We start from the raw sequence: 14,365 nt of genomic DNA, 5'->3' as shown, positions 1-14,365 counted from the left end.
AGATTAATTTTAACACAAAAAGAGGACCTTGGATTCATTATGAATCCTTGGTCCTTCTTTTTTATAGGTTATGTTTTTTCACAGCCCCTTTCTTATATTAGGAAACACTGTGTTACATTAAAACACGAAAGCTATGATTCCTATAGAGCAAAAAACCAATCTGGGAGATGCGCACTCGGCGCAGTGGTAGATGGTTGCTGAAGCAACCGCGCCTCGGCGCGAGAATGTGCCAATGGCACATTCTTTTTTTATAGAGAATTGCAAAAGAGAAACTAATTCTTGAAAAAAGACTGAAAATCAGTAAAGTGGGAAAAACTATAGATTGTGAAAAAAATATCTGATAATTTTACTCGCTAAAGCATTGACGTATCACAAAAAGGTGTATATAATTGTGCATTAAGGCTTTAAAAATCCACATGCCAGGACGGTAGGAGGTAGAACATGAGCTATTATGACAGAGCTTTGGAGATGAAGGACGAGTTGGTAGCCAACCGTCGTTATCTCCATGAAAATGCAGAGGTCGGACTGACGCTTCCGAAGACAAGAGCGTTCATTGAAGAAAAATTAAGAGAGTACGGAATCGAACCGCAGCGCTGCGGCGAGGGCGTGACCGGACTTATCGGAAAGGGCGGCAAGGTGTTGCTTCTGAGAGCGGATATGGACGCATTGGCTATGCCGGAGGAGAGTGGACTTCCCTTTGCTTCCAAGGATCCGAAGGCAGCGCACTGCTGCGGTCATGACATGCACGCTACTATGCTTCTGGGTGCGGCGAAGATGCTCAAAGAACATGAAAGCGAGCTGAAGGGAACCATCAAGCTGATGTTCCAGCCCGGAGAAGAGTGCCTGAACGGAAGTCTGAATATGCTGGAACATGGAATTCTGGAGAATCCGAAGGTAGACGCAGCTCTTGCATATCATGTGGGACCGGGTCAGTTGCCCATCGGTATGTTTATGTATAATGATAATTCCACCATGATGTTTTCTAATAATTCACTGAAAATCAAGGTTAAGGGAAAAGGCGGTCATGGAGCGCTTCCTCAGAATTGTATTGACCCTATCAGCATCGGGGCACACATTATCATCGCGCTTCAGGAAATTATCGCAAGAGAATTTGATCCCCATGATGCCTGTGTTATTACCGTGGGAACCTTCCATGCAGGAACAGCCATGAATATCATCCCGGAAGAGGCGGAGCTGACAGGAACTTTGCGTGCGGACACAAAAGAGGCACAGCAGAAGCTGATGAAGCGCGTAAAAGAAGTTGCAGAGGCTACCGCAAAGGTATACGGGGCAGATACAGAAGTGGAAATCAGCGCAGGCGGACCGCCGCTTATCTGTGATCCGTCTACTACGAAAGAGTTTGTAGGCTATATGCGTGAGCTGAAGCTGCCGGAAACCATGGAATATCCGAATATCTCCGCAAGCGCGTCGGAGGACTTCGCATTTGTGGCAGAACAGGTACCGTCCACTTTTATGTATCTGTCCAGCGGCTATATGGATGAGCGCGGTGCATATTCCGCTCATAATCCCAAGGTACAGTTCAATGAGGAAGTTCTGCCCAGAGGCGCGGCATATCTTGCACACTGCGCGCAGCGCTGGTTGGAAGAGCACGCATAAAAGAGGAAGAGGAGAGGGAGTATGTTTCAGAAGAAAACAAAAGAGGATGATCCGGAAAAACTGACCCACAGCCATGTATTTGCCTACGGCATGGGCGCATTGCCCGCCAATATGAACAATCAGCTGCGAAGCAGCTATCAGCTGTCCTTTATGACAGATATCGCCAAGATTAACCCGGCTATCGCGGGCGCGCTGATGACCATCATGGTTATCTGGGACGCTATCAACGACCCAATTATCGCGGTTCTGGCGGATCGTACCAACACGAAGCGTATGGGTAAATACCGTCCCTGGATGTTCTGGGGCAGCATTTTATTAGGAATTATTACTATTTTGTGCTTTGTAAATCCGGGATTTACGGGAGCCATGAACGCAGGTTATTTTTTCCTGGTGATGTTTATCTACTGCTGGGTGCAGACCATGTTTACGGTATCCTGGCAGGCGCTGAACAGCGTTATGAGTGCAGACCCGCATCAGCGTAACCGTTTGCTGACCTACCGTCAGCTGTTCGGAACCGGAAGCGCCATCGTGGTTTCCATTCTGGTTATGCCCATCGTCAATGGCGCGGCTACAGAAGCAAAGGGCTGGCTGACCATCGCTGCCATTGTCGCTGTCTGTGATATTATCGGTGGTCTGGCCTGCTGTGTGGGCGTCCGGAAGAAGGATTACTACAACAGCCTGCCTGAACCGGAGCGGTTTACCTGGAAGGATCAGCTGCATATCGTCGTACATAACAAGCCGCTGCTTCTGGCAGCAGGCGCCTATGGAACTCTGTTCCTGATGATGAATACCATCAATGCGGCGAACATTTATTTCTACCGTATTGCCCTGGGAAGCACTGACATCATCGCGCTTTCCGGCGTTATCAGCCTGGTATTTTCCATTGGTGTTATCCCGTTTGTTCCGGGTATCCTGAAGAAGATGGAGAAGCGTACCATGGCGATGCTCGGCCTTGGTATCTACCTGATTCAGCCCATCGGCTATCTGGTTATGAGAGGTACCCTGCTGGCTGAGACCTATCAGTACAACTCCAAGATCCTGATGATCTTCCTGGTACTGACCGCATTTGGTGCGTTCGGCAATATCGTGGCCAATATCGCTATCGTAGCGTTTATCATGGATGTGGCAGACTACACCGAGTGGAAGTTCCACACCGCACAGGCTGCGTTTGTGAACAGTGCCGTAACCCTTCTGAAGAAGCTGAGCGGTTCTGTCTCCACCCTGGTCGTAGGTATCGCGCTGGCGGCGGTAGGTTATGTAAACTACAGCATTGTAACCCCGCAGCTGAAGTCCATGGTAGTGGATATCTGCATCTGGCCCCTATTCGCCATGGGCATCCTCTGCTTCATCATGCTGAAGGCTTATCCGCTGCATGGTGAGTTCAACACGAAGATGCGTGCGGAGCTGAAGGAGCGCCGGGCAAATAAGAACGTATAGCGGTATAGAAATACTGAAAATAAGACCGTCATTCCTGAAAAAATTTCCCAGGAATGGACGGTCTTATTTTTGGGAAAAATAGTAGTTGACGGACTCTTTAGAATATGCTACATGCATATAACAGTAATAGTTACTATTTTAAAATAAAAAGAAAGGAGATTACATCATGGGAACCAATAAGTACGTCGGAACAAAAACCGAAAAGAATCTGTGGGAGGCCTTTGCGGGCGAGTCCCAGGTGCGCAATAAGTACACTTATTTCGCGTCTGTGGCGAAGAAAGCGGGCTATGAGCAGATCGCGGAGCTGTTTCTGAAGACAGCAGAGAACGAGAAGGAGCATGCGAAGCTCTGGTTCAAGGAGCTGGGTGAGCTGGGCGATACCTCTGAGAACCTGCTTCACGCGGCAGAGGGCGAGAATGCCGAGTGGACGGATATGTACGAGCGCATGGCGAAAGAGGCCGAGGAAGAGGGATTTCAGCAGCTGGCGGAGAAGTTCCGCGGCGTAGGAGCTATTGAGAAGACCCACGAGGAAAGATACCGCGCGCTGCTGAAGAACGTGGAGACCCGTCAGGTATTTGAGAAGAGCGGCGTTCAGATCTGGGAGTGCCGGAACTGTGGCCATATCGTAGCAGGCACCGAGGCCCCGAAGGTATGTCCGGTCTGCAACTATCCGCAGAACTATTTCGAGGTTCGGAAAGAAAATTACTAATTTGGAAAAGAATGGACGTAATGGAAAAAACCTGTTACACTGAAGAAAACAACGGAAACATGGAATCTTTATGAAAAATGTCCCCAAAACACGTATTTTCCGCAACTATAAGTAAAAGGAAATATCGTGCGAGAGGAGGAACCCCTATGACCGACAAAAAACTTCTGCACCTGCTGGATCAAAATCCGGAAGAAGGCATGGGTCTTCTGATGGAAGAGTATATGGGCCTTTTGTGGAGCGCCTGCCGCCTGTATCTGACGAATCCGGAGGATATTCGAGAGTGCGTGCAGGAGACCTTTGCGGATTTTTACGGAAACCGGGAGCGGTTCCGGGCGGAGAAGGGGACGGTCAAGGCGTACCTCTACGTGATTGCCAAGCGAAAGGCCATCCGGATGGCGGCCCAGAACGGGAAGCAGAGCGCTGTGCCCCTGGAAATGCTGGAGGAAGCTGCGGCGGACAGCGGCGAGGACGCGATTCTGAACCGGGAGGCGTTGGAGCAGGCCCTTGGGAAACTGAAAGAGCAGGACAGCCGCATGATCCGGATGCAGTATTACGATGGCCTGACCTGCAGGGAGATTGCCGAGGCCATGCAGCTTCCCGTGGAGACCGTGAAAAAACGGCAGCAGAGAAGCTTGAAAAAGCTTCGTCTGGCGCTGATTGCCCTGGTGGCGCTGGGCCTTCTGGGGGCCTGTGCGGCGGCTGTCATCCGGTTACGATTCAACCCGGTGACGGGGATCCGGGATTCGGAAGAGGAGATTTACATGGGGACAGCGCTTCCGGTGGAAGTGGAGACAGAATACGGCAAGGTTACGGTAGAGTATGCCATCTGGCAGGAGAAATATCTCTATGTGAAAATGGCAGTCGTTCACCCGGAGGAGGTCGATGGGTTTGATATCGTCCGAGAGAATATCTGGGTGGAAAGTGAGGATGGCACCCATTTGTGTGGCTCAGGTTCCAGCGGTCAGGATCTCCGGAACGGGATTTTGAATCTGGATTGGGATTTCATTTTCTATAAACCTCAGGAGCAGTTTCTTCTTCATTTGTTTGATCAGACCGTAACGTTACAGATGACAGCGCTTACGGAATACGACAGTCTGGACGCCATCGGCCAGCCGGTGACCCATAAGGGCCGTACCCTGGTGGTAAGCGGGGACTGGAAGGATGAAAATACCTTGCAGTTGAACGCCTGGAGCTATGGGAAGGAACTCTGGAAGATCTGCGGTCTGGGGCATTATCCCATATTGCCGGAGGAACGGGAAAAAGAGGATTATGTACTCTGGCTGCACGACGGCCTGGATGGCAGCGGCAGCTTCACAGCGGAGGTAAGCGCGCAGCAGGGCAAGCCCTATCAGCTGAGGATTCCGGCTGTCTCTCTGAAGGCAGAACTGGGAACGGAGGGCCCGCTTTTTGAGGTGCCCATTCCGGCGGAAAATGGCTCGGAAGCAGTGGATATTCCCTTTGAAGTGGGGGAAGACTGCTATCATATCGTGAAAATAGAGCGAAAGGTGACAGAAACAGAGATGGAAGATGGTTCCATCAGGTATGGCACTCAGATACTTTTGCATGTAGAGCCGGTTACCCTGGAGAAGAACACAAAATTATTTTCCATTTCCGCCAGCTGGGGACGGATGAAGACGGGAACATCCTATTCCCTGAACCGGGAAAGCGGTGAGCTGGAAGCAGACGGAGAAACTGCGCCGGTTTTTACGGCTGAGGGAAGCACCTGGCCTCCGGCCATGTATTACGAGGGCGGGTACGCGGAATATCGGCAGGAGCTGATGCTATACTACAGACCGGATGAAACGATCCCGGAAAAGGCCTGGGTCCGCATAGATAAAGTTGTAAAAAACTGGGAACAAAAATATAGCTATACGATCAGATAAAGGAGTCGCCATGAAAAGAATCAAACAAATCTTCGACGGCGAATACGGCTGCGAGGAACGCACAGCCGACGAAAAGGCTAAAGTACTGGTCATCCTGGAGGATGAAACCGGTCAGGAGAGCAGCCTGTCCGTAGAGGATGACTGGCTGAGGGCGCAGGGGCTGGAAGAAGGTTCCGCGTGGCCGGAAAACTAGCCGAAGTCAAAAGAATATGGAAGAAAGCAGGACAGCGCGAAAAAACCGCAGGCTATCCGGTGCAAAACACCGAATCCCCTGCGGTTTTCTTATGATGAGTTCTATCCAGTGAACGTAATTGCCAATATTAGATACGTGCTACGCCGCTCTTTTTTGCAGCCTCAGCTACAGCCTTAGCAACGCAATCCTTCAGTCTGGAATCGAAGGCTGCCGGCAGGATGTAGTCTGCGTTCAGCTCTTCGTCGGATACCAGGGAAGCGATAGCGCGTGCAGCGGCGATCTTCATCTCGTCGTTGATATCGGATGCGCGAACGTCCAGAGCTCCGCGGAAGATGCCCGGGAAAGCCAGAACATTGTTGACCTGGTTCGGGAAGTCACTGCGGCCGGTGGATACCACAGCAGCGCCTGCAGCCTTTGCCTCATCCGGGAAGATCTCCGGAGTCGGGTTTGCGCATGCGAAAATGATAGCATCCTTTGCCATGGTGGAAACCATTTCCTTGGTCAGAACGCCCGGTGCGGATACGCCGACGAATACGTCTGCGCCCTTGATCACCTCAGCCAGGGTACCCTTCTCCATGTTCCGGTTGGTAACTGCGGCAATCTCCTCCTTGATGGGGTTCAGACCTTCGCGGCCCTCGTAGATGGCGCCCTTGCGGTCGGTCATGATAACATTTTTCAGGCCCATGCTCATCATCAGCTTGATGATAGCGATACCGGCTGCGCCTGCGCCGGAGGTGACGATCTTCACATCTTCAATCTTCTTTCCTACCAGCTTCAGAGCATTCATCAGACCTGCCAGTGTGATAACGGCGGTACCGTGCTGGTCATCGTGGAAAATCGGAATATCGCAGCGCTCTTTCAGCTTCTGCTCAATCTCGAAGCAGCGGGGAGCGGAGATGTCCTCCAGGTTTACGCCGCCGAAGGAGCCTGCCAGCAGAGCAACGGTATTTACGATATCATCTACATCCTTGCTGCGTACGCAGAGCGGAATGGCGTCCACGTCACCGAAAGCCTTGAACAGGACGCATTTACCCTCCATAACCGGCATACCGGCCTCCGGTCCGATATCGCCCAGACCCAGGACTGCGGTACCGTCGGTCACTACGGCTACGGTGTTCCAGCGGCGGGTCAGCTCGTAGCTCTTATTGACGTCCTTCTGAATCTCCAGACAGGGCTGTGCGACGCCCGGGGTGTAGGCCAGGGACAGCGCCTCCTTGCTGTCTACAGCGGCACGGGGAGTAACCTCCAGCTTGCCTTTCCATTCATAGTGTAATTTCAGTGATTCTGCAGCGTAATCCATGATAAATTCTCCTTTTCTCTGATAAACGGCATTATTCCTATATCCATGCTTGGCACCGCATTGTATTTTTTGCGGTACAATCATTGCTATCCGTATCATAGCGCTACTTTACAGAAAAGTAAAATATATATATAATAAGTTATTATAGGAAAAAACTATAGATCGGATTACACGGAAAGGAGTTTAAGTCCATGACAATAGCCAAATTACAGCAGTTCCTGGCGGTCTGTCAGTTCCAGAGCGTCAGCCGCGCGGCGGAGTTTCTGCATATTTCCCAGCCGTCTGTGTCCGGTACCATCCGGGATCTGGAGAGCGAATTTCAGATCAATCTGTTCCGGCACGAGGGGAGACGCCTGGTTCTGACGGCAGAGGGCAGTTTCCTCCGGGAACGGGCCCAGCAGCTGATCCGCCAGTTTGATGAGCTTTCCTGGCAGATGGAGGATCTGGGAAATCAGAAAAACCGTTTCCGGATTGGAATTCCGCCTATGGCCGGGACGGTCTTTTTCCCGCAGCTCTATAAGGCGTTCCAGGCAGCGTATCCGGAAATCACTCTTTCTATTACGGAATGCGGTTCCCTCCATGCGGAAAAGCTTCTGGAGCAGGGAGAACTGGATCTGGCCATGGCCACGCTCCCGGCGGCTCCTTCTCCGGAATTTTCCTGTCAGAAGCTTGCGCGGACACAGCTGGTGCTCTGCGTCAGTCCTTCCCATCGCCTGGCCCGGGCGAAAGCAATCGATGTGACCATGCTGGAGGGGGAGCCTTTGGTACTTTTCGGAACGGATACGGCGCCCTCCAACGCAGTGCTGTCCCTTTTCGCGGAGCAGCAGCTGCGGCCCAATGTGCTGCTTTATTCCAGTCAGCTCAGCATGATTAAGCAGTTTATTTCCGATGGCACGGCAGCAGCCTTCCTGATGGACGCCCTGGCCCGTCAGGAGCCGGATCTGGTAGCGGTTCCGTTTTCCGAACCCATTTATTTTGACACGGTACTGCTGTGGAAACGAGATCAATATCTCTACAATGATGTGGAGCACTTCTTGCGGTTTGCCAAAAAATTCAAATTTCAGGGAATTATTGAAAAAAACATGAGGTTTCATTAAGATTCCTGAAGTTTATATTGAAGGAGAACAAGGCGATGAAGAAAAGTATAGGAAAAGAACAAATGTTCCGAATTCCCTATACTTTTTTTTATATCCGTGTTATAATTTTCAGTGACTTTAAGTATGCTAAATCCATCAGGAAAAGGAAATCACACGATATGAAAGAACAAGGACATTCGCAATCCGCTTCGCTGCCTGCTCATGAAAGCAGCCCAAAAGGCGGTGCTGCTTTCAAATTACACAGCGAATACCAGCCCACCGGCGACCAGCCCCAGGCTATCGCGAAGCTGGTGGAGGGTTTTAAGGAAGGCAACCAGGCAGAGACACTGCTGGGTGTTACGGGATCGGGCAAGACCTTTACCATGGCCAATGTGATACAGGCCCTGAACAAGCCGACCCTGATTATTGCCCACAATAAAACCCTGGCGGCCCAGCTCTACGGCGAGTTTAAAGAGTTTTTCCCGGAGAACGCGGTGGAATACTTTGTCTCCTACTACGATTATTACCAGCCGGAGGCCTATGTGCCTTCGACGGATACTTATATTGCAAAGGATTCGTCGATCAACGACGAGATTGATAAGCTGCGGCTGTCGGCTACGGCCGCCCTGATTGAACGGCGGGACGTGATTATCGTGTCCAGTGTCTCCTGTATCTATGGCCTGGGCGAACCGGAGAATTTTGAGAAAATGATGGTTTCCCTGCGGCCCGGTATGGAGAAGGATCGGGATGAGGTGCTGCGGCAGCTGGTAGATATCCAGTATGACCGCAATGATATGGATTTTAAGCGCGGTACCTTCCGGGTGCGGGGAGATGTGGTGGAGATTATCCCGGCCAATGAATCCGAGCTGGCAGTGCGGGTGGAGTTCTTCGGAGATGAGATTGACCGGATTACCCAGATTGATGTGCTGACCGGGGAGATCAAAGGAGAGCTGGAGCACATCGCGATCTTTCCGGCTTCCCATTACGTGGTGCCCATGGAGCAGATCAAGCGGGCAGCCGCTGACATTGAGAAGGAGCTGGAGGAGCGGGTGCGCTATTTCAAAAGCGAGGACAAGCTTCTGGAGGCCCAGCGGATTGCGGAGAGAACGAATTTCGACATCGAGATGTTGAAGGAGACAGGCTTCTGCTCCGGAATCGAGAATTATTCTAGGCACCTGACCGGGGCGGCGCCGGGGACGCCGCCCAATACACTGATGGATTATTTCCCGGATGATTTTCTGATTATCATAGACGAGTCCCATAAGACCGTGCCCCAGATCCGGGGTATGTACGCGGGAGACCGTTCCCGTAAGACGACCCTTGTGGATTATGGTTTCCGGTTGCCGTCGGCCCTGGACAACCGGCCTCTGAACTTTGAGGAGTTTGAGCAGAAGATCGATCAGATTTTGTTTGTTTCCGCTACGCCCGGAGAATATGAGGCCGACCATGAGATGCTGCGGGCGGAGCAGATTATCCGTCCTACGGGACTTCTGGATCCGAAGGTGGAGATCCGTCCGGTGGAGGGTCAGATCGACGACCTGGTGGGCGAGGTCAACAAAGAGGTGGCGGCAGGCCACAAGATCCTGATTACTACCCTGACCAAGCGTATGGCAGAGGATCTGACCGATTATATGCGGGAGCTTGGCATCCGGGTAAAATATCTGCATTCGGATATCGATACCCTGGAGCGTACCCAGATTATCCGGGATATGCGTCTGGACGTCTTTGATGTGTTAGTCGGTATCAACCTGCTCCGGGAGGGATTGGATATTCCGGAGATTACCCTGGTTGCCATTCTGGACGCGGACAAGGAGGGCTTCCTGCGTTCGGAGGTTTCCCTGATTCAGACCATCGGCCGGGCGGCGCGGAATGCGGAGGGCCATGTCATTATGTACGCGGATACGATTACGGATTCCATGCGGCTAGCCATCGACGAGACGGAACGCCGCCGTGCCCTGCAGGAGGCGTACAATAAGGAGCATGGGATCACGCCGAAGACCATACAGAAGTCAGTCCGGGATCTGATCAGTATCTCCAGGGAGATAGCGAAAGAGGAGCTGCAGTTTGAGAAGGATCCGGAATCCATGAGCAAAAAGGAGCTGGAGAAGCTGATTGCGGACATCGATAAGAAGATGAAAAAGGCGGCGGCGGAGCTGAATTTTGAGCTGGCCGCAGAGCTGCGTGACAAGATGATAGAACTGAAAAAGCAGGCGCAGGACAGGTAAACGGTCACACGTCTGAATGTCAATGATGAGGAGAAATACAATGGATAAGTTTATCAGGATCCGGGGAGCCAACGAGCACAATCTGAAGAATCTGGATATCGATATCCCCAGAGACAAATTTGTGGTGCTGACCGGCTTAAGCGGTTCGGGAAAATCCTCCCTGGCCTTTGACACCATTTACGCCGAGGGACAGAGACGGTATATGGAATCTCTGTCCTCCTACGCCCGCCAGTTTCTGGGGCAGATGGAGAAGCCCAATGTGGAAAGTATCGAGGGACTGTCCCCGGCTATTTCCATTGACCAGAAGTCAACCAACCGTAATCCCAGGTCTACGGTGGGAACCGTGACGGAGATTTACGATTATTTCCGGCTGCTTTACGCGCGAATCGGAATTCCCCATTGCCCCAAATGCGGCAAGGAGATTAAAAAGCAGAGCGTGGATCAGATGGTGGATCAGATCATGGCCATGCCGGAGCGGACGAAGCTGCAGCTTCTGGCCCCGGTGGTCAAGGGACGCAAGGGTGAGCATGTGAAGGTGCTTGAGCAGGCGAAAAAGAGCGGCTATGTGCGTGTCCGGATCGACGGGAACCTCTACGAGCTGTCAGAGGAGATAAAACTGGAAAAAAATGTAAAGCACAATATCGAAATTGTGGTGGATCGTCTGGTGGTGAAGGCGGGGATTGAGCGCCGTCTGGCTGACTCTATCGAGACGGTTCTGAATCTGTCTGACGGCCTGCTCATCGTGGACGTCATCGGCGGGGAGCCGCTGACCCTGAGCTCCAGTTATGCCTGCCCGGATTGCGGGATCAGTATGGAGGAAATTGAGCCCAGAAGCTTCTCCTTCAACAATCCCTTCGGCGCCTGCCCGGAGTGCTTCGGTCTTGGCTACAAGATGGAATTTGACGAGGATCTGATGATCCCGGACAAGTCCCTGAGCATTGCGGAGGGCGCGATTACGGTCATGGGCTGGCAGTCCTGTACGGATCCATCCAGCTTCACCTATGCCCTTTTAAAAGCGCTGGCGAAGGAATATGAATTTGACCTGACGACACCCTATGAGCAGCTGTCCCCGGAGGTGCGGAGGATGCTGATTCACGGTACAGATGGCCGGGAGGTGAAGGTCTCTTATAAAGGCCAGCGGGGCGAGGGCGTCTATGACGTGGCTTTTGAAGGACTGATCAAAAATGTGGAGCGCCGTTACCGGGAGACCAGTTCGGATCTGATGAAGCAGGAATATGAGACCTTTATGCGGATCACTCCCTGTAAGGCCTGCGGCGGCCAGCGTCTGAAGAAGACCTCCCTGGCCGTGACCGTGGGGGAGAAGAATATCGCGGAGCTTACCGCCATGTCTATCGTAAAGCTGTATGAATTTCTGCAGGAGCTTTCCCTTACGGAACAGCAGAAGCTTATCGGCGCGCAGATTTTAAAGGAGATTAAAGCGCGGATTGGCTTCCTGATTGACGTGGGACTGGATTACCTGACCCTGGCCCGGGCGACGGGAACCCTGTCCGGCGGCGAGGCCCAGAGAATCCGTCTGGCAACCCAGATCGGTTCCGGTCTGGTGGGCGTGGCCTATATTCTGGACGAGCCCAGTATCGGACTGCATCAGCGGGACAACGATAAGCTGCTGGCAACCCTGAAGCGTCTGCGGGATCTGGGCAATACCCTGATCGTGGTGGAGCACGACGAGGATACCATGTTTGCGGCAGACTATATTGTGGACATTGGTCCGGGCGCAGGCGAGCATGGAGGAAGGGTGGTGGCAGCCGGTACGGCAGAGGAGATTATGGCCAACCCGGATTCCATCACCGGAGCGTATCTGAGCGGAAGACGCAAGATCCCGGTACCGGAATCCCGGCGGACGCCTGCGGGCTGGCTGACCGTCAAAGGCGCTGCCGAGAACAACCTGAAAAATATCCGGGTGGATTTCCCCTTAGGCGTCATGACCTGCGTGACCGGTGTGTCTGGTTCCGGCAAGAGCTCCCTGGTCAATGAGATTCTGTATAAGGCGCTGGCTAGAAAGCTGAACCGGGCCAGAACCATTCCGGGCAGTTATAAGGAAATCATCGGTATGGAGCAGCTGGATAAGGTGATCGCCATCGACCAGTCGCCCATTGGACGGACGCCCCGTTCCAATCCGGCCACCTATACCGGAGTCTTCGATCAGATCCGGGATCTGTTTGCGTCTACGGCAGACGCCAAGAGCAAGGGCTATAAGAAGGGCCGCTTCAGCTTTAACGTAAAGGGCGGCCGCTGCGAGGCCTGCTCCGGAGACGGTATCATCAAGATCGAGATGCATTTCCTGCCGGACGTATATGTACCCTGCGAGGTCTGCCAGGGTAAACGCTACAACCGGGAAACCCTGGACGTGAAGTACAAGGGAAAGAGTATCTTCGACGTGCTGGATATGACGGTGGAGGAGGCTCTGCCCTTCTTTGAGAACGTGCCGTCGATCCGGAGAAAGATTGAGACTCTGAACGATGTGGGTCTTTCCTATATCAAACTGGGACAGCCTTCCACGACCCTGTCCGGCGGCGAAGCCCAGCGGATCAAGCTGGCCACAGAGCTGTCCAGACGGAGCACCGGACGGACCATTTATATCCTGGACGAGCCCACCACAGGCCTTCATTTTGCCGACGTACACAAGCTGACCGAGATTCTGAAACGGCTGGCAGAGGGTGGCAATACCGTGGTCGTCATTGAGCACAACCTGGATGTGATTAAGACGGCGGACTATCTCATCGATATGGGGCCAGAGGGCGGCGACCGGGGCGGTACCGTCATCGCGAAGGGAACGCCGGAGGAGGTGGCCGGGCAGGAAATCTCCTACACAGGCCGGTACCTGAAAAAATACCTGTAGCGGATCTGGGGATTCTGTACAAAACAACCCATGGAATCGGGGAACATTTTCCTGTTTCTATGGGTTGTACTTTTGAGAAATATCGCATATACTTAAGTGGAATATCAAACAGAATCCAAATGGAGTACACACAATGATTCAGAAATTATACGAAACACTTTGTCATATAAATGAAACCGGAAATGTCCTGCGGGACGAGCCCATGAGCCGCCATACCACCTTCCGTATCGGCGGTCCGGCGGCGCTCTTTTGCACGCCCCGGACCGTACCGCAGCTGGCAGATACGGTGAAGGCCTGTGTGGAGGCAGGCGTGCCTTACTATATCCTGGGCAACGGCAGCAACGTGCTGGTCAGCGACGCCGGATATGAAGGCGTTGTGATTCAGCTGTTCCGCAATATGGACGGCATCCGTGTGAACGGAACAGAGCTTGAGGCGGAAGCCGGAGCTCTGCTGGTCCGTATCGCCCATCTGGCAGCAAAAGAGGGATTGACCGGACTGGAATTCGCCTCCGGTATTCCGGGAACGCTGGGAGGAGCCCTGGTGATGAACGCCGGAGCCTACGGCGGAGAGATGAAGGACGTGGTGAAGGAAGCCGTAGTTCTGAAGCCGGACGGAGAACTTCTCAGACTTTCGAAGGAAGAGCTGGAGCTGGGCTACCGCACCAGTATCATTGCCAGAAAAGGTTATCTGGTTGTGAGCGCCCTGCTGGAGCTGGAAGCAGGAGAGAAGGGGACAATCGAGGCACGGATGCAGGAGCTGAAGGAGGCGCGAACCTCCAAGCAGCCGCTGGAATACGCCAGCGCCGGCAGCACCTTCAAGCGGCCTGAGGGCTATTTTGCGGGAAAGCTGATTATGGATGCGGGACTTAGAGGATACGCGGTGGGCGGCGCCCAGGTTTCCGAGAAGCATTGTGGCTTCGTCATCAACCGGGGAGGCGCGACGGCACAGAACGTGCTGGATCTGGTGCGGCATGTGCAGGAGGAAGTAAAAAAGCAGTTTGGTGTAGAGCTGGAACTGGAAGTAAAACTACTGGGATTTTCTGGTAACTAAGGCGACAGGAGAAG

11 protein-coding genes are annotated in these 14,365 nt (G+C 52.8%); 10 read left to right on the top strand and 1 reads right to left on the bottom strand.

What is annotated here, in order from left to right; genetic code table 11:
• The 6 genes from OCV63_RS09795 to OCV63_RS09770 form a co-directional block, all read left to right on the top strand.
• Positions 1-201: hypothetical protein (locus OCV63_RS09795; RefSeq protein ID WP_262670776.1), on the top strand; the 201-nt coding region annotated here is incomplete at its 5' end.
• Positions 202-441: 240 nt separating this feature from the next.
• Positions 442-1,617, top strand: a complete 1,176-nt coding sequence (locus OCV63_RS09790) for a M20 metallopeptidase family protein (RefSeq protein WP_158363645.1) — start codon at positions 442-444, stop codon at positions 1,615-1,617.
• A gap of 21 nt (positions 1,618-1,638) precedes the next feature.
• Positions 1,639-3,054: an MFS transporter gene (locus OCV63_RS09785; RefSeq protein ID WP_158363644.1), complete on the top strand. Its 1,416-nt coding sequence runs from the start codon at positions 1,639-1,641 to the stop codon at positions 3,052-3,054.
• A 166-nt stretch (positions 3,055-3,220) separates the two neighbouring features.
• Positions 3,221-3,763: a rubrerythrin gene (gene rbr, locus OCV63_RS09780; RefSeq protein ID WP_158363643.1), complete on the top strand. Its 543-nt coding sequence runs from the start codon at positions 3,221-3,223 to the stop codon at positions 3,761-3,763.
• 146 nt (positions 3,764-3,909) lie between these two features.
• The gene (locus OCV63_RS09775) at positions 3,910-5,646 is read left to right on the top strand and encodes an RNA polymerase sigma factor (protein ID WP_262670775.1); all 1,737 of its coding nucleotides are present in this window, start codon (positions 3,910-3,912) and stop codon (positions 5,644-5,646) included.
• A gap of 10 nt (positions 5,647-5,656) precedes the next feature.
• A complete protein-coding gene (locus tag OCV63_RS09770; RefSeq protein ID WP_158363641.1) occupies positions 5,657-5,839 on the top strand; it encodes a hypothetical protein in 183 nt (60 codons plus the stop codon).
• A 127-nt stretch (positions 5,840-5,966) separates the two neighbouring features.
• On the opposite strand, the gene OCV63_RS09765 is transcribed toward OCV63_RS09770, so the two are convergent.
• A complete protein-coding gene (locus OCV63_RS09765; protein WP_158363640.1) occupies positions 5,967-7,139 on the bottom strand; it encodes an NAD(P)-dependent malic enzyme in 1,173 nt (390 codons plus the stop codon).
• 191 nt (positions 7,140-7,330) lie between these two features.
• On the opposite strand from OCV63_RS09765, the gene OCV63_RS09760 reads away from it, so the two are divergent.
• The 4 genes from OCV63_RS09760 (at position 7,331) to murB (ending at position 14,351) form a co-directional block, all read left to right on the top strand.
• Positions 7,331-8,236, top strand: coding sequence for a LysR family transcriptional regulator (locus tag OCV63_RS09760; protein ID WP_158363639.1), 906 nt, complete (start codon positions 7,331-7,333; stop codon positions 8,234-8,236).
• Positions 8,237-8,394: 158 nt separating this feature from the next.
• On the top strand, positions 8,395-10,440 hold the full coding sequence (uvrB, locus tag OCV63_RS09755; RefSeq protein WP_158363638.1) for an excinuclease ABC subunit UvrB: 2,046 nt from the start codon (positions 8,395-8,397) through the stop codon (positions 10,438-10,440).
• 40 nt (positions 10,441-10,480) lie between these two features.
• Positions 10,481-13,300 (top strand): excinuclease ABC subunit UvrA, encoded by a 2,820-nt coding sequence (uvrA, locus tag OCV63_RS09750; RefSeq protein WP_262670774.1) that lies wholly within the window; start codon positions 10,481-10,483, stop codon positions 13,298-13,300.
• 133 nt (positions 13,301-13,433) lie between these two features.
• Positions 13,434-14,351: a UDP-N-acetylmuramate dehydrogenase gene (gene murB / locus OCV63_RS09745; RefSeq protein ID WP_158363636.1), complete on the top strand. Its 918-nt coding sequence runs from the start codon at positions 13,434-13,436 to the stop codon at positions 14,349-14,351.
• Positions 14,352-14,365 lie beyond the last annotated feature (14 nt).

The organism is Laedolimicola ammoniilytica (assembly GCF_025567165.1).
Lineage (GTDB): Bacteria > Bacillota > Clostridia > Lachnospirales > Lachnospiraceae > Laedolimicola > Laedolimicola ammoniilytica.
This window is presented reverse-complemented; position numbering and strand designations above follow the sequence as displayed.